Origin of the sequence: Gilliamella sp. G0441 (assembly GCF_050589305.1) — a bacterium.
GTDB lineage: Bacteria > Pseudomonadota > Gammaproteobacteria > Enterobacterales > Orbaceae > Gilliamella.
The window spans coordinates 22,310-44,638 of record NZ_JBNRJF010000012.1 but is presented as its reverse complement, the minus strand read 5'-3'; the positions used below and the strand labels follow the sequence as shown (position 1 = coordinate 44,638).

Annotated in this window: 26 protein-coding genes and 1 pseudogene; 17 read left to right on the top strand and 10 right to left on the bottom strand. The window is 35.3% G+C overall.

Annotation, left to right across the window (positions count from 1 at the left end; all coding sequences use genetic code 11):
* Positions 1-41: 41 nt before the first annotated feature.
* The 6 genes from motB to ACKJXD_RS09980 form a co-directional block, all read right to left on the bottom strand.
* Positions 42-938, bottom strand: a complete 897-nt coding sequence (gene motB / locus ACKJXD_RS10005; protein ID WP_430876213.1) for a flagellar motor protein MotB — start codon at positions 936-938, stop codon at positions 42-44.
* Between the two features lie 2 nt (positions 939-940).
* Entirely contained in the window at positions 941-1,825 is an 885-nt protein-coding gene (gene motA / locus ACKJXD_RS10000) for a flagellar motor stator protein MotA (RefSeq protein WP_220216111.1), read from the bottom strand.
* Positions 1,826-1,884: 59 nt separating this feature from the next.
* The gene (gene flhC / locus ACKJXD_RS09995; protein WP_294827532.1) at positions 1,885-2,487 is read right to left on the bottom strand and encodes a flagellar transcriptional regulator FlhC; all 603 of its coding nucleotides are present in this window, start codon (positions 2,485-2,487) and stop codon (positions 1,885-1,887) included.
* Between the two features lie 13 nt (positions 2,488-2,500).
* Positions 2,501-2,821 carry a flagellar transcriptional regulator FlhD gene (flhD, locus tag ACKJXD_RS09990; RefSeq protein WP_363317382.1) on the bottom strand — a complete coding sequence of 107 codons (321 nt, stop codon included), beginning with the start codon at positions 2,819-2,821 and terminating at the stop codon, positions 2,501-2,503.
* Positions 2,822-3,012: 191 nt separating this feature from the next.
* Positions 3,013-3,729, bottom strand: coding sequence for an RNA polymerase sigma factor FliA (locus ACKJXD_RS09985; RefSeq protein WP_220216114.1), 717 nt, complete (start codon positions 3,727-3,729; stop codon positions 3,013-3,015).
* A gap of 180 nt (positions 3,730-3,909) precedes the next feature.
* The gene (locus ACKJXD_RS09980) at positions 3,910-4,722 is read right to left on the bottom strand and encodes a flagellin (RefSeq protein ID WP_065558122.1); all 813 of its coding nucleotides are present in this window, start codon (positions 4,720-4,722) and stop codon (positions 3,910-3,912) included.
* 333 nt (positions 4,723-5,055) lie between these two features.
* Between ACKJXD_RS09980 and fliD the strand changes: the two genes are divergently transcribed.
* Genes fliD through fliT form a run of 3 tightly spaced genes read left to right on the top strand, consistent with a single transcriptional unit; the run spans position 5,056 to position 7,243 of the window.
* Positions 5,056-6,489 (top strand): flagellar filament capping protein FliD, encoded by a 1,434-nt coding sequence (fliD, locus tag ACKJXD_RS09975; protein WP_430876212.1) that lies wholly within the window; start codon positions 5,056-5,058, stop codon positions 6,487-6,489.
* Positions 6,490-6,501: 12 nt separating this feature from the next.
* Entirely contained in the window at positions 6,502-6,882 is a 381-nt protein-coding gene (gene fliS, locus ACKJXD_RS09970; RefSeq protein ID WP_065558120.1) for a flagellar export chaperone FliS, read from the top strand.
* A 13-nt stretch (positions 6,883-6,895) separates the two neighbouring features.
* On the top strand, positions 6,896-7,243 hold the full coding sequence (gene fliT / locus ACKJXD_RS09965; protein ID WP_430876211.1) for a flagellar protein FliT: 348 nt from the start codon (positions 6,896-6,898) through the stop codon (positions 7,241-7,243).
* A 93-nt stretch (positions 7,244-7,336) separates the two neighbouring features.
* Here fliT and fliE read toward each other — a convergent pair whose 3' ends face one another.
* Positions 7,337-7,648, bottom strand: a complete 312-nt coding sequence (gene fliE / locus ACKJXD_RS09960) for a flagellar hook-basal body complex protein FliE (protein ID WP_430876210.1) — start codon at positions 7,646-7,648, stop codon at positions 7,337-7,339.
* 178 nt (positions 7,649-7,826) lie between these two features.
* On the opposite strand from fliE, the pseudogene fliF reads away from it, so the two are divergent.
* The 13 genes and pseudogenes from fliF to fliR all read left to right on the top strand — a co-directional run.
* Positions 7,827-9,191 (top strand): annotated as a pseudogene (fliF, locus tag ACKJXD_RS09955) (flagellar basal-body MS-ring/collar protein FliF); the annotation flags it as partial.
* 377 nt (positions 9,192-9,568) lie between these two features.
* Positions 9,569-10,567 (top strand): flagellar motor switch protein FliG, encoded by a 999-nt coding sequence (gene fliG / locus ACKJXD_RS09950; protein WP_220216119.1) that lies wholly within the window; start codon positions 9,569-9,571, stop codon positions 10,565-10,567.
* Positions 10,560-11,318 carry a FliH/SctL family protein gene (locus ACKJXD_RS09945; protein ID WP_430876209.1) on the top strand — a complete coding sequence of 253 codons (759 nt, stop codon included), beginning with the start codon at positions 10,560-10,562 and terminating at the stop codon, positions 11,316-11,318. Before fliG ends, ACKJXD_RS09945 begins: the two co-directional genes overlap by 8 nt.
* Positions 11,314-12,696 carry a flagellar protein export ATPase FliI gene (gene fliI / locus ACKJXD_RS09940; RefSeq protein WP_370632185.1) on the top strand — a complete coding sequence of 461 codons (1,383 nt, stop codon included), beginning with the start codon at positions 11,314-11,316 and terminating at the stop codon, positions 12,694-12,696. The genes ACKJXD_RS09945 and fliI overlap by 5 nt, the downstream gene beginning before the upstream one ends.
* 9 nt (positions 12,697-12,705) lie before the next feature.
* Positions 12,706-13,170, top strand: a complete 465-nt coding sequence (gene fliJ, locus ACKJXD_RS09935) for a flagellar export protein FliJ (RefSeq protein WP_220216122.1) — start codon at positions 12,706-12,708, stop codon at positions 13,168-13,170.
* Positions 13,160-14,332, top strand: a complete 1,173-nt coding sequence (locus ACKJXD_RS09930; protein WP_430876208.1) for a flagellar hook-length control protein FliK — start codon at positions 13,160-13,162, stop codon at positions 14,330-14,332. Before fliJ ends, ACKJXD_RS09930 begins: the two co-directional genes overlap by 11 nt.
* Positions 14,333-14,511: 179 nt before the next feature.
* Positions 14,512-14,979, top strand: a complete 468-nt coding sequence (locus ACKJXD_RS09925; protein WP_220216124.1) for a flagellar basal body-associated FliL family protein — start codon at positions 14,512-14,514, stop codon at positions 14,977-14,979.
* Between the two features lie 5 nt (positions 14,980-14,984).
* A complete protein-coding gene (gene fliM, locus ACKJXD_RS09920; RefSeq protein WP_430876207.1) occupies positions 14,985-16,022 on the top strand; it encodes a flagellar motor switch protein FliM in 1,038 nt (345 codons plus the stop codon).
* On the top strand, positions 16,015-16,395 hold the full coding sequence (gene fliN / locus ACKJXD_RS09915; protein WP_220216126.1) for a flagellar motor switch protein FliN: 381 nt from the start codon (positions 16,015-16,017) through the stop codon (positions 16,393-16,395). Before fliM ends, fliN begins: the two co-directional genes overlap by 8 nt.
* Positions 16,396-16,415: 20 nt before the next feature.
* Positions 16,416-16,832 (top strand): flagellar biosynthetic protein FliO, encoded by a 417-nt coding sequence (fliO, locus tag ACKJXD_RS09910; protein WP_430876206.1) that lies wholly within the window; start codon positions 16,416-16,418, stop codon positions 16,830-16,832.
* 6 nt (positions 16,833-16,838) lie between these two features.
* Positions 16,839-17,591, top strand: coding sequence for a flagellar type III secretion system pore protein FliP (gene fliP, locus ACKJXD_RS09905; RefSeq protein ID WP_430876205.1), 753 nt, complete (start codon positions 16,839-16,841; stop codon positions 17,589-17,591).
* 37 nt (positions 17,592-17,628) lie between these two features.
* Complete coding sequence (gene fliQ, locus ACKJXD_RS09900; protein ID WP_065558107.1) at positions 17,629-17,898, top strand: flagellar biosynthesis protein FliQ; 270 nt, start codon at positions 17,629-17,631, stop codon at positions 17,896-17,898.
* Between the two features lie 5 nt (positions 17,899-17,903).
* On the top strand, positions 17,904-18,698 hold the full coding sequence (fliR, locus tag ACKJXD_RS09895; RefSeq protein ID WP_430876204.1) for a flagellar biosynthetic protein FliR: 795 nt from the start codon (positions 17,904-17,906) through the stop codon (positions 18,696-18,698).
* 203 nt (positions 18,699-18,901) lie between these two features.
* Here fliR and def read toward each other — a convergent pair whose 3' ends face one another.
* Positions 18,902-19,414 carry a peptide deformylase gene (def, locus tag ACKJXD_RS09890; protein ID WP_294828431.1) on the bottom strand — a complete coding sequence of 171 codons (513 nt, stop codon included), beginning with the start codon at positions 19,412-19,414 and terminating at the stop codon, positions 18,902-18,904.
* A 151-nt stretch (positions 19,415-19,565) separates the two neighbouring features.
* Here def and dprA point away from each other — a divergent pair, with 151 nt between their 5' ends.
* Complete coding sequence (dprA, locus tag ACKJXD_RS09885; RefSeq protein WP_430876203.1) at positions 19,566-20,669, top strand: DNA-processing protein DprA; 1,104 nt, start codon at positions 19,566-19,568, stop codon at positions 20,667-20,669.
* 82 nt (positions 20,670-20,751) lie between these two features.
* Here the strand turns inward: dprA and rraA are convergent, their stop codons facing one another.
* Positions 20,752-21,243, bottom strand: coding sequence for a ribonuclease E activity regulator RraA (gene rraA / locus ACKJXD_RS09880; RefSeq protein WP_220216131.1), 492 nt, complete (start codon positions 21,241-21,243; stop codon positions 20,752-20,754).
* 89 nt (positions 21,244-21,332) lie between these two features.
* Complete coding sequence (locus ACKJXD_RS09875) at positions 21,333-22,229, bottom strand: 1,4-dihydroxy-2-naphthoate polyprenyltransferase (RefSeq protein ID WP_220216132.1); 897 nt, start codon at positions 22,227-22,229, stop codon at positions 21,333-21,335.
* Between the last annotated feature and the right edge of the window lie 100 nt (positions 22,230-22,329).

Sequence of the window (22,329 nt, the reverse complement as noted above, 5' to 3'; positions counted from 1 at the left end):
TTCTTTTTTTGATTCATGCTTTTCATAATATAACGATAGGATTAATTTTGTTTAACTGGTTTAGCTTGTTTTAAAAAATCTATGCCAGTCATATTGTTTTCATCCTCAATGTATTGTTGTGCCGATTTATTTAGAATTAAAATACTAATTCGTCGGTTAGCATCTTTACTATAATGTGGATTGTTCAATCCCACGGTATCGGCAAGCGCAACAATACGGATAATTTTATTTTTATCTAATCCACCTGCGATAAGTTCTCGTCTTGATGAATTGGCTCGATCAGCAGATAACTCCCAATTACTATAACCTCTATCACCGGTGACATATTGACGTTCATCGGTATGACCTGATAAGGTTATTTTATTAGGTAATGAATTTAAAATAGGTGCTAAGGCATGCAAAATGCTTTGCATATCAGGATGTATAACCGCACTGCCCACATTGAACATCGGTTTATCATCTGATGCCAGAATTTGAATACGTAATCCCATTTCAGTGAGTTCAATAATTAAATTAGGTGCTAATTTTTTTAGACGAGGATCGAGTTTAAACATTTCAAAAATTTTACGTGCTGTTTCAATCAACTGAATTTTTTCGAGTTGTTTTTTTTCAAATTCGCTTTGTTGCTGTTGATTGGCAATATCGTTTTTTTCTTCACCTAGTTGCTGAGTGACATCATCGCCACCACCAGGAATCGGGCTTTCACTATCACTGATATTTTGACCGCCATTTTGCCCCATAAGTAACGGCGTTCTAAAATATTCAGCAATTCCTTGTAGTTCTTGTGGCGTCGATTTTGCGATTAACCACATGACTAAAAACAGTGCCATCATGGCGGTCATAAAGTCAGCATAAGCGATTTTCCACGAACCACCATGATGCCCATCACCATGTCCCGACTTTTTTCTTGTTATGATTCTTACAGAGCTATCTTTCATTGTTAATTGTTTTCATTTGAGTTGGCATTCTTATCTTTAGCTTCTTGTATATATTTTTCTAATTCGAAGAAAGATGGGCGTTCATCAGAAAATATCATTTTCCGACCAAATTCAATGCAAATTTGTGGTGCATAGTCGTGCATATTGGCGATTAATATGACTTTAGTACATTCAAGTATTTTGGTCATATCAGCATTTCTTTGTTTTAATAAAGCCGCTAATGGCGATACAAACCCATAAGCCAATAAAATACCTAAAAATGTTCCAACCATTGCATGTGCAATCAGTTCACCCAATTCGCTTGCTGGTCTATCGGCTTGAGCAAGAGTATTAATTACCCCCATAACAGCAGCAACGATACCAAAAGCTGGTAAGCCATCACCAATACTAGAAATAGCATTAACGGGTTTTTCAAGTTCATGCTCTAAAGTTTCAATTTCTTCACTCATTAAGGCTTCGATTTCATAAACATTCATATTGCCACTAATCATCAGACGCATGTAATCAGTGATAAAATCTAAAATTCGAGGATTGGCTAAAATAAGCGGATATTGCTTAAACAATTCACTTTCATGTGGATTATCAATATCTCCCTCTATCGATAGTGCGCCATTTTGTCGGATTTTCGTTAAAATGGTGTACATCAAATTAATCAAGGTTAAATATAGATTTTTATTATATTTAGACGATTTAAATAACTGTCCTAATGCTTTAAGCGTCTTTTTGATCACTTTTTTTTCATTACTGACAATAAAAGCACCAATAGCGGTACCGCCAATAATTAAAAATTCTAACGGCTGAAAAAGTACCGCTAAGTAACCACCACTTAATACGTAACCTAACAAAGCAGAGGCGATAACAACAATATATCCAATTATGATTAGCATTGGCTTTCTTCTTTCTCCATAAAATAACAATAAATCGGTTCTGTGCCCTGTATATTTATTTAACTCGCCACCTGCTTTGCAATCGCTAAATCAAAATTATTAGGAATTGATAATACTTGTAAACATTTAGCGTGATTCTCTTTTTGTGTCTTTTGGTTTTTTTCTGCTCTTGATGGTGGTTGGCATAAGCTACAAACAAAACTGTTGATCGGTTGGTAAGCATGAGTAATAAAATGACCATGACACTCTTTACAACAAGATTGCTGCATTACATTACTTTCGACAAATTTGACTAAAATCCAAGCTCGTGTTAATCCTAATACTGGCTCTTCATTATGAGCAGGACATTGTTCAAGATAGAGCTGATAAGCTTTTAAAATCGATTGTATTCCAGGTTTGGTGCCATGTTTTACTAAAAAATGATAAGCATTATAAAAAATACTTGAGTGGATATTCGGTTCCCATGTCATAAACCACGTTGTTGAAAACGGTAACAATCCTTTCGGTGGTGGGCAACCTTGAATTTCTTTATAAAGTTTAATTAATTTGCCTCGACTTAAATTAGTTTCACTTTCAAGCATTTGAATTCTGGCACCGAGTGAAATTAAACGAATAGCGAGTTGAATCTCTTTATATGATTGAACGATACTTGTACATCTCATCTTATTTACCTACCTACTTATTGATTGAATCTAACAGTAAACTAGATAAAAGAATTCCTGTATGCATCTGTTTAATATCGCTAATCCGAGAATCTTCAGTCAGTTTTTTAATCATATCTGAATTTTCAAATCGTAGTTGAAATGTTAATTGATTTGTTTCAGATAACACTAACATCTGTGATGCTGTTAAATTACTTATTGCGTCAGCAGTTTCTTCATCAATACCTAATCTAAACATCGCCATCGCTTTGTCTTTCTCAAGCATTCGTTGGCTTAACAATAATGTTGAAAGATTTAAATGATGTATACATTTAAGAATATCGTCTTCTAGTATATTACCCAATTTAATCACCAATCCTATTTATTTTAATTCGCAGTAAAAAAACAAAAAACAATCAAAAATTATTATTAACTGTTTTTTTACACATAAAATTACATTTTTAAACGAGAAAGGTCAATAAAAAAATCATTTCAATTTATTTTCGTTTAATTACACTTTGTTTTACGCAGTTTATTTTTATTTTTCTATAGCGTCACTTTACTTTGTATTCTTTTTATCGCTTGGCTATGTAGTTGACTGACTCGTGACTCACTAATATCCATCACTTTCCCAATCTCTTTTAAATTCAGTTCTTCTTGGTAATACAAGGCTAAAATCATTTTTTCTTTTTCGGGTAACTTATCAATTTGTCGAGCGATTTGGTCACGAATTTCGTCATTGATAATAGTCGAAAAAGGATCACTATCTTCACCATGATCGACAATAGCATCAATGTTATCCCCTAATTTTTTCTGCATTTCGTCATAAGAACAGATTTGACTACAATTTGAATCCAACAACGCTTTACGATATTCAGAAATCGATAATTGCAAATATTCTGCAATCTGGTGATCATTAGGCGTGGTACCGAGTTTCTGTTCCAGTTGATTAATGGCTTGAGTGATATCTTTGATCTTTTTTCGAGTTTGTCTTGGTAGCCAGTCCCGACTACGGAGTTCATCTAACATTGCCCCTTTTATTCTCGGTATAGCAAAAGTGGCAAACGTATTGCCTTGAGATACATCATAACGCTTTATCGTATCTAACAGGCCGATGTAACCAACTTGCAGTAAATCATCAAGTTCAATAGTATTTGGCAAACGAACGGCTAATTTTAATGCTTCATTACGAACTAAATGGATATACTGTTGCCAGTCAACTTGATTAATTATGCCTTGCGAGTTATATAAGCTATCATCCATTTTTTGGAGCCAAGGTTAAAAATATGCTTAATACTATTATGTCGTTAACAAGTAGATTTAATGAGATGAATAAAGATATAAAAAATAGGTAATTATCATTATTAATAATAACGGTATTAAAAATACCGTTATTACTCTGTCGTAAAATTAGAATAAGCAGAATATCAGATAAATTTAGTCTTATTGTAATAATGAAAGTACAGATTGTGGTACCTGATTTGCTTGTGCTAAAACTGAAGTACCTGCTTGTTGTAAGATTTGACCACGAGTCATGTTTGAAACTTCAGTTGCATAATCCGCATCTTCAATTCGGCTACGAGCAGAACTTAAATTGTTTACTGTGTTGTTGATGTTAGTCACAGTTGATTCAAAACGGTTTTGCACCGCACCTAATTGACCTCGTAATCCATCAATCTTAGATAGTGCTGCATCAAGTGTTTTTAACGGATCGGCAGTTGGGGTATCAGAAACATTAAAATCCGCTAAACCAAGCTCAGTACTGTCGATTTTTTTCAAATTGATTTCAATGGTTTCACCATCGTTTGCACCCACTTGAATTTTAAGAGTTTTATCTTCTGATAATACTTTTGAACCATTGAAATCAGTTTGTTTAGAAACACGGTCGATCTCTTGTAAACGTTGATCGATTTCATTTTGGATTGATACTAAATCGCTTTGAGAGTTAGTACCATTTGCAGCTTGAACAGTTAACTCACGAATACGTTGTACGTTGTTATTGATTTCGTTTAATGCACCTTCAGTAGTTTGTGCAAGTGAAATACCATCATTAGCATTACGAGCAGCTTGAGTTAAACCACGAATATTTGATGAAAAACGGTTAGCAATAGCTTGACCTGCCGCATCATCTTTTGCGCTGTTAATACGCATACCAGATGATAAACGTTCAATTGCTGTTCCAAGAACGCTTTGTGAATTATTCAGGTTATTTTTTGCCATTAAAGACATAGTATTAGTATTAATTACTTGTGCCATTTTTTTATCTCCTTAATATGATTAGTCAAATCAACGGCATATTGAAGCACGACGTCCAATATATTTGCTGATAATTAACTTATCGGTAGCAAAATAGGAAACTTTAATAATTTTTATTTTTTGTTGTGTTATCAAACTAAAAGCCACCACCATATTTAAAATATCTTTTTATAATTCAGTTTATTAAATTAATAAAAAAGATATTTTGTTTTTTATTTTTTTAAAAACCAGAAATTCGTCACAAATTTCTTCTAAACTTTTTATGCCAAAAGCCGATATAACAGCTAGATAAGTTATGGTTGATAAATAGTGATTAAATAAGGGCAAAAAATTATGGCAATGAGCATTTTAGGGATTGGTTCTGGTATCGATCTTAATGAAGTATTAAGTCAGTTAGAATCCGTTGAAAAAACACGTTTAACCCCGATCACCGCTCAACAAAAAGCAATTAATGCCAAAATCAGTGGCTTCGGTAAGTTAAAAAATGCGTTAAGCTCGTTTAATTCTGCTACAGAAAAACTACAGAAAAAAGAACTTTTTTATAGTCGAGCATCAGCAGGTAATGACAATTATTTTACCACAACAGTTAATAATAAAGCGGCATTGCGTAATTATGCGGTGACTGTTGATCAGTTAGCAACTTCACACAGTATTGCAACATCAGCCATCAATGATAAGAATACTAATTTAGGTAATGAAAATGAAACAAGAACCATTACCATTGAACAAGCTAATGGTCAAAAACTTGAAGTTAACCTGTCTAAGGACGAAACATCATTAGAATCCATTGCCAACGCCATTAATAATGCCAAAGTGGTTAATGAAGATGGGACAACTAGTCATTCAACCATGAGTGCAGCGATTGTTCGCAGTGGTTCAGATAGCTATCAATTAGTTATCACATCGAAAGAAACCGGTGAACAACAAGCCATTAAGTCAATTTCGTCAGACGATGAAAAACTCAATAAGATTATTGGATTTAATCATCAGCAACCCGACACAAGTAATATGGTAGAAGTTGCTAAAGCGCAAGATGCTAAATTAACATTTAATGGTGTTGCCATAACAAGTGCTTCAAATACCATTAAAGAAGTGATTGAAGGTGTTGATATCACCTTAAAAGCAACCACCACGACCAGTCAAAATTTAGCTATTACTGCTGATAATGAAAAAGCAGAAACGGCGATAAAAGAGTGGGTTGAGGCATTTAATCAATTACAATCTACCATTTCAAGCCTGACTCAATTTACCGCTAAAGAGACCAATTCTGACGAGTTAAGCAACAATAATGGCCCACTAATTGGTGATTCTACACTACGTAATATCGATCAAAGTATTCGTTCAATCTTTGCTAAGGGTCAATCAGGTGAGTTTTCTGTTCTTGCCCAAATTGGCGTTAACATGGATAACAAAGGTTCGCTTACTATCAATGAAAATCAATTAAAAAAAGCGCTAAGTGAAAATAGTGATGCTGTTGCTACGTTATTTACCGGTGACGGTGAAACTACCGGTATTGCTAATGAAGTATTCAATAAAGTCAGTGGATTTATAGATAGTGAAGGCATGATTGATTCAGCCACCACAGGATTAAATTCAACATTGAAATCGTTAGATAAACGATATGAACAAGTGAACAATTCAATTGAGCAAACCGTCGAACGCTATCGAGTCCAATTTACTAAATTAGATGTTTTAATTAGTTCATTAGATAGCATGAGTAATTATTTAACAACCCAATTCGAAATGATGGCAAACATGAAAAAATAAGGATTAATAACAATGTATAAATTAGGATCTCAAGCTTATGAGCAAGTTAATTTAGAAACATGTGTGAGCCAAGCCTCACCACATCAATTGATCGTATTGCTCTATGATGGCGCACTAAATGCGATCAAACTTGCTAAATTATACATTCAAAAAGGAAACATAGCGGGTAAAGGAATGGCGATATCAAAAGCAATCAATATCGTTGATAACGGACTAAAAAGCTGTTTAGATTTAGAAAAAGGAGGCGAAATTGCCGAAAATTTAGAACGCTTGTATCACTATATCAGCCAACAATTAGTACTGGCTAATTTATATAACGATCAAGATAAGCTACAAAACTGTTTTGACCTACTCAACAATATTGCTGAATCTTGGCGTGAAATTGCAAAATAAAAAAGAGATGGTTATGAAAGGAACAACATTATTAAGACACTATGAACAACTTGATTATGTGACAGAACAAATGTTAATTAGCGCACATAAGGAAGATTGGAATACGTTACTGAGTTGGCAAAGCCAATACTCACAATTATCTGAAAATATTAAGGAACTTGACGGTACTTTAATCACGGAACACGTACCCTCGCAATGTAAAGATAGAGTACGAATGTATATTCAAAATATTTTGAGTTACCAACAGCAAATCAGCCAATTGGTTACCACACGGCATGCTGAATTAGGGGAATTAATCGGAGAAAAAGTCCGTCAACAATCCAAAATTGAGAATTACCAACACGTCGCTAACTTAATTTAACGGATAAATTTTATTGAATATTTGCTAAGTGCAAGATTGAGAATAATGATTAGACATTAACAATCTTGCACTTATATGAATGCTTAATGCACATTAAACATTCATATTCATAATTTCTTGATAGGCAGCAACAAGTTTGTTACGAACTTGAATACCAAATTGAAGTGAAACTGTCGATTTTTGCATATTTACCATAACTTCATTTAAGGCAATATTGGGTTCACCCAATTCAAACGCTTTTGCTTGATTTTGAGCATGGATTTGCGTTTGACTAATCGTATCTAAAGCTGTTTTTAACTCAGAGGCAAAATCAGATTGATTAACAATCGATTGTTTCTTTTGAAGTAAATTAGGTTCTTTTATCGATGCAAGAACGATGTCATTATAATTATTCAATGTATTCATGGAGTTAAAACCTCACTCTCATTTAAATTGCTCAACTAATCCTCAATTTACCATACAACAAAAAATTTAAATCCCACAAGTAAGGGGAAAATCCTTTCCTTTTTTAGCTATTGATTTTTCTAAATACACAGATAATAAACTTTAGAATTCATCTAATTAGTTTAGAATTAGGATATTTATGACTAGCCAAACTGTCGGTAAAAAAGGCGAATCAATACTAAATAAGTTACCTTTTATCAATCAATTAAAACAAAATCCAAAAATGTTAATGCTTATTGCCGGCGTGGTGATATTAGCAATCTTAAGTATGGCTTACCTATGGATGAAAAATGACAATTATGGGGTTTTGTTCAGTAATTTAAACGACAAAGATGGCGGCGAAATTATCAGCCAACTTGATAAGATGAATATTCCTTATAAATTCACTTCATCAGGTTCAACCATCTTAATTCCTGAAGAGAAAGTTTACGATACACGTTTGCGTATTGCCCAATTAGGATTGCCAAAAGGGGGGGCTGTTGGCTTTGAATTGCTCGATAAAGAAAGTTTTGGGATGAGTCAATTCAACGAGCAGATCAATTATCAACGAGCCTTAGAAGGTGAACTATCCCGCACAATTGCAATCATTAGCAGTATTGATGATGCCAGAGTGCATTTAGCCATGCCTAAACCTTCATTATTCGTTAGAGAACGAAAATTTCCTTCAGCTTCTGTCGCATTAACCTTATTACCGGGGCGTAGTCTATCACAACGCCAAATTGATGCGATTATTCACCTTATTTCAAGTAGTGTACCGGAATTACAAGCCGATAAAGTTACCATTATCGATCAGAAAGGTAATTTACTCACCGGTGAAAATTATCGAGATAAAACATTCAATGTTGCTCATTTAGAGTTTAGTGAACGAATTGAAAATAGCGTTCGTGAGCGTGTGGAAAAAATTATTATTCCGATTTTAGGTAAAAAAAATGTCATGGTACAAGTCAATGCCGATATTGACTTTAGTCGACAAGAAACCACATCGGAAACCTTTGATCCAAATAGTGATCTGGCTAACCAAACTATTCGTAGCAAACAGCGAATCGAAAATCGTCAAGTGGGTAATAATGCTGGTGTAGGTGGTGTGCCTGGTGCGCTATCTAATCAACCTGCGCCAACCGCAAGTGCCCCAATTGATGAACAAGCCGAGTCGAAAGAACAAGATGATAAGCAAAAAATCTATAATTTACAGTCAAATAATACTTTAAATTACGAAGTTAATCGACAAGTTGTTCACAGTAAAATACCCGAGGGCAGAATCAAACGTTTATCGGTTGCCGTGTTAGTCAATTATAAATATGTTGAGCAAGATGCTAATCATTCAGATTCTGATGAGACAAACACTGTCTCTACAACATCTGAAACAGACAACAAACAAAATCAAACAAAGAACAAAACACCTCAATGGGTCAAACTGGATAATGAAGAGCTACAAAATATTGAAGCATTAGCACGTCAAGCAATGGGATATTCTGATTTACGTGGTGATACCTTAACAGTGGCTAATTTAAAATTTAGTCATCAACTTGATGATGAAGATGACGGATTAGCATTTTGGGAAACCCACCAATTTTATGAAAACACTAAATCAGGCATTAAATATCTGATCTATATTTTTATTGCGTGGATTGTTTGGCGAAAAGTATTACGTGGCGTTTGGATGAAGTTACAACGACAGTACTTCAATACACATGATAATACATCAGATGCTCAAACCGGTATCGATGAAAAATTAGATTACAAAGCGCACAGTAAACAACAACAGAAGATATTTGAAGATAATATGCAACAACAGCAATACATCCGTAAAATTGTTGAGAAGGATCCACGTGTCATGGCGTTAATTATTCGCAGCTGGATCAGTAAAGAGGACAGCAACGAATGAATTTAAATGAATCACAAAAAGCCGCAACAGTTTTAATGGTGTTAGGTGAAGAAATTGCTGCACAAGTGATGCAATATCTCAATCCTAAAGAGGTGCAACAAATCAGTAGTGCGATGATGTCTTTGCCACAGCTTTCACAAGAACAGTTAAAAGGTATTCTTAATGAATGCCAAAAAACACTCGAAGAGTGTGCGGTACTTAATACAGATACCAATGGCTACTTACGTTCAGTATTAGAAAAATCTATTGGTAGTGAAAAAGCTGGTCGTTTACTCGATGAGCTGTTAGGAAAAGATATTGAAGAAGCTACCGACGGTCTTGAAATGCTTAATTTTGTTGATGCTGCTCGAGCTGTTGATTTGGTTAAAAAAGAACATCCACAAATTATTGCCACTATTTTAGTCCATTTACACCGAGATTTAGCGGCGGAAATTCTTAATCTATTCGATGACGATTTACGTAATGATGTGATGTTACGTATTGCCACTTTTGGTGGTGTTGAACCTTCAGCACTCCGATTATTATCTACGTCATTATCAACATTATTACACGGACAAAATATTAAACTTAATAACTTAGGCGGAATTAGAACCGCAGCCGAAATCATTAACTTAATGAAGAGCCAACAAGAAGAGTTGGTTATCAATGCATTACGCGATTACGACAATGAACTTGCACAGAAAATTATTGATGAAATGTTCTTGTTTGAAAATCTGGTTGAAGTGGATGATAGAAGCATCCAACGTCTACTTAAAGATGTCGATAACGAGACGCTCATTATTGCATTAAAAGGTGCATCAATTGCATTACGTGACAAATTACTTAGCAACATGTCACAACGCGCAGCCTCTATTTTACGTGAAGATCTTGAAAACAGACCGCCGGTGCGCTTATCACAAGTGGAAACGGAGCAGAAGAAAATCTTGGTTATTGCGCGTCGCTTAGCTGAAACCGGTGAAGTTATCTTAAGTAGCGGTGACGACGAATATGTGTAATAGTTCAGATAAATTAAGCTGGGAACCGCTCTGTTTTCAGGATTTATCGTCATCAGTCTTTTCACCATTAACACAACAATCTATGGCTACTCAGGTTGACGAAGTAGAAAGTGAGCCTGAGCCAGAACACATAGATGTTGTACCGGCTCCCTCTATCAGTGAAGAAGAGTTAGAACAGTTAAAGCAAGAAGCAAAATCACAAGCCTATCAAGAAGGATTCGAACAAGGTCATAAAGAGGGCTTTGAGAATGGCAAACAATCTGGGTATGACCAAGGATATTTAGTTGGTCAACAGCAAGGTCGTGAACAGATTGAACAACAACTTGATGATGAAAAAAAGCAAGCTGTTCAAGCCATCACAGATTTAATCAACAATTTTGAGCAATCCATTAAAGAGATTGATGAATTAATTGTGCCCCAATTATTTGATTTGGCATTAGTTGCAGCACAAAAAACGGTTGGTAGCCTATCAAAAGTTAAACAAAAGCAATTAATGCACACAATTAATCAATTAGTTGAACAATGTTCCATGCTATCAGATCCGATTGTATTACGTCTTAACCCTGCTGATTTACGCTGGTTAGAACCGATGTTAAATGATGATATTAATCCACACCAATGGCAATTTATTGCTGATGCAAATGTCGAAGTAGGCGGATGTAAATTATTAACAGATACCAATGAAGTGAATAGCAATATAAATCAACATTGGCAAATGATGTCTGATCATTTATTAGGCGAGAACCATTAACGTGCGATACTCAAGCCAATGGTCAACCAAACTCCTTCAAGCAACAAAGCAGCTTAAAGATTTATCATTAATTCGTCATTATGGTCGATTAGTGAAAGCGTCTGGGCTAGTCCTTGAAGCCGTGGGATTAAAATTACCATTAGGCTCCAACTGTTATATTGAAAGACAGTGCCAAGGTCATATCGATGCCGTTGAATGCGAAGTGGTAGGGTTTAATGCACATACACTTTACCTAATGCCATTCGAATCTACTGACGGTATTTTACTGGGTGCAAGAGTGTACACCGCACAATACGATTTAGCCCATTTTAGTCACAAATTATTACCGGTTGGTATGACATTATTGGGACGAGTTGTTGACGCAATGGGAAAACCGTTAGACGGAAAACCCTTACCAGAAAATGTCGAGTATCAAGGCTTATCAAGTAAAACACTCAATCCATTACAACGCACGCCCATTCATCAAGTGCTCGATGTAGGGGTTAGAGCAATCAATGCTCTACTCACCGTTGGGCAAGGACAGCGAATGGGTTTATTTGCCGGTTCGGGCGTCGGTAAAAGTGTGTTACTCGGTATGATGGCACGCTACACCCAAGCAGATGTTATTGTCGTTGGTTTAATCGGCGAACGGGGACGAGAAGTTAAAGACTTTATCGAAAATATTTTAGGCGAAGAAGGACTGTCACGCGCTGTCGTGGTAGCAGCGCCAGCGGATGTATCACCACTCTTACGTTTACAAGGGGCGACTTACGCCACCAAAATTGCGGAATCTTTTCGTGAACAAGGGTTAAATGTCCTTTTAATTATGGATTCGCTCACTCGCTATGCAATGGCGCAGCGTGAAATTGCCTTAGCTATCGGTGAGCCACCAGCGACGAAAGGTTATCCCCCTTCAGTATTTGCTAAATTACCCGCTCTGGTTGAAAGAGCCGGTAATGATAATCATGGTAAAGGCGCGATTACCGCATTTTATACCGTTTTAACCGAAGGGGATGATCAACAAGATCCGATTGCTGATTCAGCCCGGGCTATTTTAGACGGGCACATCGTACTTTCACGCTCACTTGCTGAATCGGGGCACTATCCAGCAATTGATATAGAAGCCTCCATTAGCCGTGTTATGACGGATCTCACCGCGCCTGAAGATGAGAAAAAATCACGTCTGTTCAAACAACTGTTTTCGAGTTTTCAACGCAATCGTGATTTAATCAATGTTGGTGCTTATGTCGCCGGTACTGATCCTTTATTAGATAAAGCAATTACGCTATTTCCGGCTATGCAAACCTTTTTACAGCAAGGGATTAATGAACATTGTAGTTATCAAGAAGCCTATCAACAGCTAGTTGCAATTGTTGATCCTAACGCCATGGGATCGTAAGGAAGTATCATGAACAATAAAAATTCGACACAACATGCTTTTTTAACCTTGAAACAGTTAGCGCAAAAATCGATTGATGATAGTTTAATTCGATTAAAAAAAGCAAACGAAAGTCATCAACAAGCACAATCACAACTTAAGGTACTTAATGATTATTACGCTGAATATCAACAGCAATTAAATAGCGCTTTATCGAATGGTATTAAAGGATGCGAATTAACTAATTTTACCGCATTTATAGCCAATATTGAGCAAGGTATCGAACAACAAAAAAAATTGCTACTCACATTAGCGATTAAACAACAACAAATAACCAATGAACTTAATCAATCCAATAAAAGTTTGAATACCTACACCACGTTATTAGAAAAACAGCACAAAAAGCAGTTACAACTTCAAAATCGATTACAGCAAAAAATGACGGATGAATTTGCCCAGCAACAGTTATCAAGGAGAATATTACATGAATATTAATTTAAATAGTGATATGCAATTAATATCAACGAATCTATCTAAACAACTTGATGAGGAAGCTAATGTAAATGATGCGAATCTTTTTCAGCAGTTATTGGCTGACAATGAAAAGCCGTTATCGCATCCAGAACAGCCAAATAACCTAAATCAAATTGACTATGAGGGATGTGAATTTGATGATCAAAACAATAGTCTTGGTGGATTAATCTTCCCTGTTTTCCCTTATGATACCAGTATGATTCAATCCGAAATGCGTGACAAATTACAGTCAAGTCATCTTTCATATCATCTTAATAGTGCAATCACTAACCCATTAAATGATGCAATCAATAGATTAAATTCTTTCGCATCAGACATCACTGATGAAGAGCAACGATTACCCGTTAATAGCATTGATGACTGTGAAGCAATAATCGATGAACGTTCATTGCAAATCAATATGGCAATAAAAGAGAGTAACCAAAATCATTTTAGTGCGAACTTAAATAACACTGAAACAGCAACTTTAATAAAGAGTTCAAATCATCAATTATCTACCGTAGCTAATGATAGTTTTCAACTAAATAGTGTTAAACAGGAATTACAATACCAACAACGTCCTGTCTCGACGCCTCTTATCACTAACGATATAACTTTCAATCAAGAGGCAGCAATAACCACATCGTCGCATGGACAAGACCCAGCAGGGTTAACCTTGACGCCCCCCAAAATCACTACATCGATAAACTTGCCTGTCGCCGTCACAAATCAACAGTGGTCGTCATCACTTACTGAGCAGATCATCATGTTTAATCGGCAAGGGATTCAAACGGCGAATATTAAACTTAATCCTCAAGAGCTAGGTTCATTACATATAAAACTGGATATGATAGAGGATAAAATGAACTTGCATATGATGGCTGCTCATGCCGTAGTCAAAAGCGTATTAGAATCTGCCTTACCCTATTTGAAAAGTTCGCTTGAAGAACAAGGTATCACACTAGAACAAGCCGATATTAGTGACTTCTCGATGATGAATGATGCTGATCAGTCGGCGCAATATCAACAAACAAAGAATCGTCAAACACCAATAATCGAACATTCAAACGTCATTGAGGAAATTCATCAACCTAATCAGGTTAGTAATCATTTAGCAAAATCTGGGTTGAGTATATTTGCGTAAAGCTGAGTAAGGCATTGCATTTATTTTTTTAAATGATGAGAGAATAAAAAGGCTGAATAGGTGATATTTTTATCGCCTATTCTTCAAATCAATTCTGTCAGCTTGATTTATTATTCTTGTATTTTTAACCATTCAATTGGTTATTATTTTTCCAAATTTTAACTGAGATAAGAATAAACATGCCAACTTCCAAGAAAAAAGTGAGTATTTTAAACCTAATACTTATTATCATCACAATGTTAGCATTAGCAACAACTGCCTATTTATGGTTCCAAAATCAGTCTAAAAATACAATTAAAGCTAAAGAAGAGCCACCTGTTTTATCACCGGTATTTTTAACACTAAAACCGTTTACAATTTCATTACCAACTTCAGAAGATAGTACAGAAATTAACAAAGTTCTCTATGTTGGTATGGTATTACGTGTTGCTGACGAAGAACAAAAATCTGTGCTATTAGAATATTTACCAGAAGTCAGAAGCGATGTATTACTGTTAACGTCTAAACAATATGTCAATAATTTAAAGCTTGAAACAGGTAAACTTGATTTACAAGAGCAAATCAAAGTCGCCTTATCCAGAAAGTATGATCCTAAACATACAGTTAAGGTTGACGAAGTATTATTCACTGATTTTATAATACGGTGATTAACATGCCAGATAAGCACGAACCTAAGCCAGAAATAGATGATTCTTCTGCTGAGTTATCGCATTCAGAAGACATACTGATAACGCAAAACAAGAAAAATCCTGACAATCATTTATCTGCCAAAAAAATTGAAGTTAAACCTTATGATTTGTCAGTCAAACATAGTTTTATTCCTGAACGTTTAACTGCGTTAGAAATTGTGAATGAGCGCTTTGCTCGTCAATTTAGAATAGGTTTATTTAACTTATTAAGACGGAATACGGATGTTATTGCTTCTCCCATTGAACCTCAAACTTTTAAAGAGTTTTCACAAATTTCAGCAGCTAACCATTTAAATCTGGTTCATCTCAATCCATTACGAGGTTCAAGCCTATTTGCGTTTTCACCAGAGATTGTTTATACCGTGGTTGATACTTTATTTGGTGGTGATGGTCATGCTTCAAAACTCGATACAGAAGAACGGGAATTTACTCATACCGAACAGCAAATTATTAAGCGGGTGCTCGAATTAGCATTAACGTTTTATCAAAATGCCTGGACAGATATATATTCTATTGAAACTGAATACATTCGTTCTGAAATGCAGAGCAAATTCACCAACATCACAAGTTCACCTGATGATGTCGTTTTAACATCAAACTTTAAAGTTGAGATTGGTAACTCTAAAACCACGTTCAGTATCTGTATTCCTTATTCAATGGTTGAACCCATCAAAGAGCTGTTAATAAAACCACCAATTGAACAACAATCGCATCAAGATGATAACATTTGGATGAGTTCATTAACCAGCGGCATCAAACAATCTACCATTGAATTAGTCGCTAACTTTACGACAATTCAAACAACAGTAGATAGGCTACTGGCGCTCAAAGTAGATGATATTTTAGTAATCGAAAAACCAACTCTTCTCGATGTAACTGTTGGTGGCGTACCTATATTAAAAGGACACTACGGTAAAATTAATAAGCAATATGCTATCCAAGTAGAACAAGTAATTAATCCAGTATTAGAACAATTGAATGAAGGGGAATTCAATGACTGATAACAAACAAAATAATGACGAAAACCAAGCGAATGATACGACCAATGATGAGCTCATTACCAAAGAGGCAATCTTTGAAACGCTATCACCAAATCATGCACAAGATAACAAACAAGATATCAATCTTATTTTAGATATACCCGTTCATTTAAGTGTCGAACTTGGTCGAACAAAGATGGCAATTAAAGATTTACTCAATCTTACTCAAGGATCGGTAATTGCACTCGACGGATTAGCTGGTGAACCTTTAGATATTTTGATCAATGGTTATTTGATTGCGCAAGGCGAAATTGTCGTTGTTGGCGATAATTACGGTGTCCGTATTACCGACATTATAACACCATCTGAGCGTGTACGCAGATTGAGCCGTTAATAGCGATAAATCCGAAAAATATGACTCAGATCTCAACTAGCCAAACTATCACGAGCAATACTGTATCGTCATCATCTGAATTAAATCTTTACAGTCAAATGGGCACATCAATTGGCTCGGCGCTAATCGGTGTTATTTTTATGATTCTATTGTTAGGTTGGATAGTTAAACGTCTGGGTCAAAATAAGAAACGCAATGCATATATTCATGTTAAAGCAACGCATTGCATTAGCCCAAAAGAACGAATCATTTTAGTTGAGGTGGATAAACAATTATTGGTTGTTGGTATCACTTCCCATCATATGACGTTGCTACATACTATTGATGAACAACGAGCAGAAAAATTATTATCCCAATCAATACCTGTTGCAAAATCAATGGATAACAACCTGTTCAAGCAAGTCCTGCAATCAGCGTTAAAATCTAAAAAGGAGTGATCTCTTGTGCGGTTAAAAATTTTTATATTACTTACGACGTTACTAAGCTTATTGTTTTTTAGCCGATTTTGTTTTGCCGATCCTTCATCACTCCCGTTTATGACTGAAACAATTCAAAATGGTGAACATAGTTGGTCATTACCAGTTGAAACATTGGTATTTTTAACGTTACTCACGTTTATACCTGCTATTTTACTTTTGATGACCAGTTTTACCCGAATCATCATTGTATTGGGATTATTACGCAATGCGCTTGGCACGCAATCAGCCCCACCCAACCAAGTTATTTTGGGCATTGCACTATTTATGACATTTTTTATTATGTCACCGGTGATCGATAAAATTTATCAAGATGCTTATGTTCCTTATTCACAAAATCAAATCACGATGCAAGAAGGCTTAACAACAGCTGCAAAACCATTACGCGAATTTATGCTAAGCCAAACACGGGAAAATGATCTCGCCTTATTTATGAATATGTCTCATGTCAACGAAGTTGAAACACGAGAACAAGTGCCATTGAATGTACTAATACCTGCCTTTGTCGTCAGTGAATTAAAAACAGCCTTCCAAATTGGTTTTACGATTTTTATTCCCTTTTTGGTCATTGATTTAGTCGTTGCAAGTACGTTAATGGCATTAGGGATGATGATGGTACCGCCTGCAACCGTATCACTCCCATTCAAATTAATGTTGTTTGTGTTAGCCGATGGTTGGCATTTGTTGTTAGGTTCACTAGCACAAAGCTTTTTCAGTTGAAAAGTAGAAATTAACGATTTTTATATTAAGGAAAATTATGTCACCTGATTCGATTAGTACACTTGCCATTCAAGCAGTCAAAGTCGCAGCCTCACTTGCTGGCCCTTTACTTTTAGCTGCATTGGTGACCGGCTTGATTATTAGTTTATTACAAGCTGCAACACAAATTAACGAAATGACCTTATCTTTTATTCCTAAAATTTTAGCAGTAATTGTTGTCTTAATTGTTTTAGGCCCATCAATGCTATCGACAATGACTGACTATATTAAAATTGTTATTACCAACATTCCAAATCTAACCAGCTAAATTTAATGGAATTTGATATTAATTATCTATTTGATATTGATTTTTTTTCTTGGGTCAAAAACTCGTTTTTACCGTTTGTGCGTATTTTATCGCTAATTATGGTTGCCCCGATTACTGGCGAAAAAGAGGTACCTAACCGAGTCAAAATCAGTTTAGCTTTACTCATTGCTCTTTTACTACCATTACCCCCTTCCAATGAGCCTTTAACACTTTATTCGTTAATGGGTATTTGGATGATTGCACAGCAAGTTATTATCGGTGTGTTGATTGGTCTTGCTATGCAACTTGCCTTTATGACCATGAGAGTAGCTGGTGAATTAATTGGTATGCAAATGGGGCTTGGTATGGCTACTTTTTTTGATCCTATTGGTGGACCGTCAACTTCAGTATTGTCGCGTTTCATCAATATCATCGCTTTATTGATTTTTCTTAGTTTAGATTGTCATTTATGGTTATTATATGGACTAGCCAATAGTTTTGACATCATTCCAATAACAACTTTACCGTTAAAAGCAAATGGCGTTCTTACTTTGATTGATATCAGCCGATTACTATTTATCAATGGGATAATGTTAGCATTACCCTTAATGGCTTTGTTATTAATTATCAATATGGCGTTAGGGCTGTTAAATAGAATGACTCCTCAACTATCCATTTTTGTTATTGGTTATCCCCTAACCTTATTATTAGGATTAATCATGCTAACTTATTTAATGTCGATGTTACCCGCTTTTGCCGAATTTGTGTTTGAACAGATATTTGAACATATTTCGACAATGCTAACAGCATTAGCTGGTTGAATAGTTTAAGCAATATATCTTAAGATACGGCGATAAAACAGTTATTACATATTGAATTTATAAAAATGATAATTCATTATAAGTAATAAAACTATCGGAGGGAAACCTTTTGACGGTTGGTTAAATAAAAAAATATCCATGCGGTAGCTTAACAAATAGAATGGGTATCTTCAGTTAAATTACCGCATAAATTATCATTATTTTTATCTACTTTTAAGCTCTTCTCGAGTCATTTTTTTCATTTTTTGTTCGATTCGTTGACGTTTTAAAGGAGAAAGATAATCAACAAAGAGTTTACCTTTTAAATGATCCATTTCATGTTGAATACAAATCGCAAGAAGCTCATCAGCATCAATTTGGTAAGGATTTCCATTGCGATCGAGCGCTTTGATTTTAATTTTTTCTGCTCTTGGTACAAATCCACGACAATCAGGTATCGACAAGCAACCTTCTTCTATGCCCGTTTCTCCTTCTTGACTAATCACTTCTGGATTAATGATTACATAAACATTACTGCGATCTTCTGATACGTCAATCACAATAATTTGTTCATGTACATTGACTTGAGTGGCAGCAAGCCCAATACCATTTTGCTCATACATGGTTTCTATCATATCATCAATGATGGTCTGTAATTCGGGCGTAAATGCTGTGACAGGTTTTGCAATTTTGCGTAATCGCTCATCAGGAAAACGTAATACCGGTAAAATAGCCATAAATTCTTCGATCTACTCCTCAAATGTAAGATTTTTCAGATTCAAGTACATTGTAAACATTTATGATGATGGTGAATAGCATTTGTTAGCTATTGATAAAATATATCTAACCAATTCACGAAATCACATCTAATTAAAATGAATAAACACTATGATGAGTAAATATGAGTTCTTATTACGAATTTCAATGCTTGGACAGGGAAAACTCGCTATTTTTAAGAAAATTAGTCACCTTTTTTCTAAAGGTTTACCAAATACAATTAAAGATGTTGCGTTTTTTCTGGATAAAATTGGATTAAATGCAACTCAACAAGAACGTTTTTTGGCAACCTCTTACCTTCATTTTGAACCTGTACTTGATTGGCTCAATAGTAATGGTTTACCTAAAACACTTATTGCCTATTGTGATCCTGATTATCCACCACTGCTCAAACAAATTAGTGCCTCGCCTTTATTACTATTTGTTATGGGCAATAAACAGTTACTGCAAACGCCTCAAATAGCGATGGTTGGTAGTCGGCAATTTAGTGATTATGGCGCACAATGGGGACGCTATTTTGCGGGTGAATTAGCGATTAATGGTTTAACAGTAACAAGCGGTTTAGCATTGGGACTAGATGCAATCTGTCATCGAGGAGCACTTGAAGTATCAGGACACACTATAGCGGTTTTAGGTAGCGGTCTAGCTAAAATTGCGCCACGATCAAACTTAAAACTTGCCCATGACATATTGGCGCAAAATGGTGCTTTAGTTTCTGAATTTTTGCCCTTTGAAGCAGCAAGATCAGAATATTTTCCAAGACGAAACCGGATAATAAGCGGATTAAGTCTGGGTACTTTTGTGGTTGAAGCCTCAGAAAAAAGTGGTTCATTGATTACCGCCCGTTATGCACTTGAGCAAAACCGTGATGTTTTTGCCTTACCCGGTGAAATCAACAATGAAAACAGTAGTGGTACTCACGCTTTAATCCAACAAGGAGCCTATTTAGTCACTAAACCAACCGATATTTTAGAGCACTATTGTGGTTATTTATCAACTATCAAGCCGTTAACAGTCCAATCTGTCGAAACCGTTGAAACTATTTTATATCCTGAAATTTTTGCTTTGATTCATCATCAGCCTATTCCCGTTGATATTATTGCTCAACAGCTAAATATATCAATTCCTGATTTGACAATTAAATTGCTAGATATGGAACTTGCTGGTTTAATTAAAACGATAACTGGCGGGTATATACGTAATCGAACGCTTTGATTTAAAAATATCATAGATTCATGATATGTTACACTTAAGACATCCGCCGATTTATAGCGACGGATGATTACTTATGAGAGTTTTACTCTTCTCCAATTTCTAAAGCGATTTCTGACAAAATAATACCGGTATTATCAGCATAAACAAAATCACCAGAAAAGAAAGTCACACCGCCAAAATTGACTCTAATGTCTACTTCGCCAATACCTTGATCTTCTGCACCTACGGGTATCGCCGCTAACGCTTGAATACCAATATCTGCTTCTGCCAGATAATCCACTTGTCGAACTGCGCCATAGACAATGATACCTTCCCACTGATTTTGAACAGCAATATCAATCAGCTCTGCATCAATCAATGCTCGACGAACTGAACCACCACCATCAATGACTAATATTTTACCAGCACCATTAGATTGCAAGATTTCGTATAATAATCCGTTATCCTCAAAACATTTAACTGTTACGGCTTGACCTGAAAATGATGCAACCCCACCAAAATTAGTGAAAATTGGTTCTACTACGTTAACATCTTCTGGATAATAATCACAAAGAATTGAAGTATCAAACTCCATTGCCAAGCCTCCTTTAGCCTTTATATTTTAGTTTATTTAGTATAACGCTTACCTAGAATTACACGATACCGAATTTAAATAAACGTGAGCTAGTTCAAAATAATACCCAAACAATAAAGTAAATTAGTGAATAATGCAAGTTTGACCATCTGTAATAATAAAGGGATAGCATCCTTAGCCACCTTAAATCGAAAAACAGCATAAATATGATAAATAAATAACGGTAGCGTTATCAAAAATAACCATCGCCAAATGGTGTGTAACTGATGACTGGCAAAGAGTACCAACAAAATAAATGCTGTCATGATTAAAAATAAATGATAAAAGCGAGCTTTGGTTTGTCCCATTAAGACCACTAACGTACGTTTATGGCAATTTCGATCGCTATCAATATCACGCAAATTGTTGATATTTAAAACCGCTACTGACAATAATCCACAACCTAAAGCAGGTAGCATAATTGCGCCAGTTAATGACTTTGTTTGTAAATAATAACTTCCCATTACACCAATAAGTCCAAAAAATATTAAAACAGATATATCGCCAAAACCACTATAGCCATAAGGTTTATTGCCAATAGTATAGGTAATAGCGGCAATGATAGATATCAAACCTAGTATTATAAAACTCAATAGTTCATATCGGTTGTTGCAAGCTACAAGTAATAGACATAACCCGGATAAAATACAAAAAATAATATTGATGATTAACGCTATCTTTAACTGTTTTAACGTGATTAACCCTAGTTGAATACCTCGGGTGTGGGCTTTTATATTGTATTTATCGCTTCCTTTTACTGCATCCCCATAATCATTAGCTAAATTTGACAGAATTTGCAATAACGAGGCAGTAATGATAGATAATAACATAATCCAAAAATCAAATTGTTGTTGCCAATAAGCCAGCGCATTACCAACTAATATTGCACATAAAGAGAGGGGTAAGGTTTTTAATCGAAGACTAATAATCCAGGGATAATATTTCATTAACAACAACACATTATTTATTTGATAACAACAAGCGAAAGATCATAACAGGAAAAACCAATAAATCGACATTGATAATGAAAATCTTTTTTAGTGATGC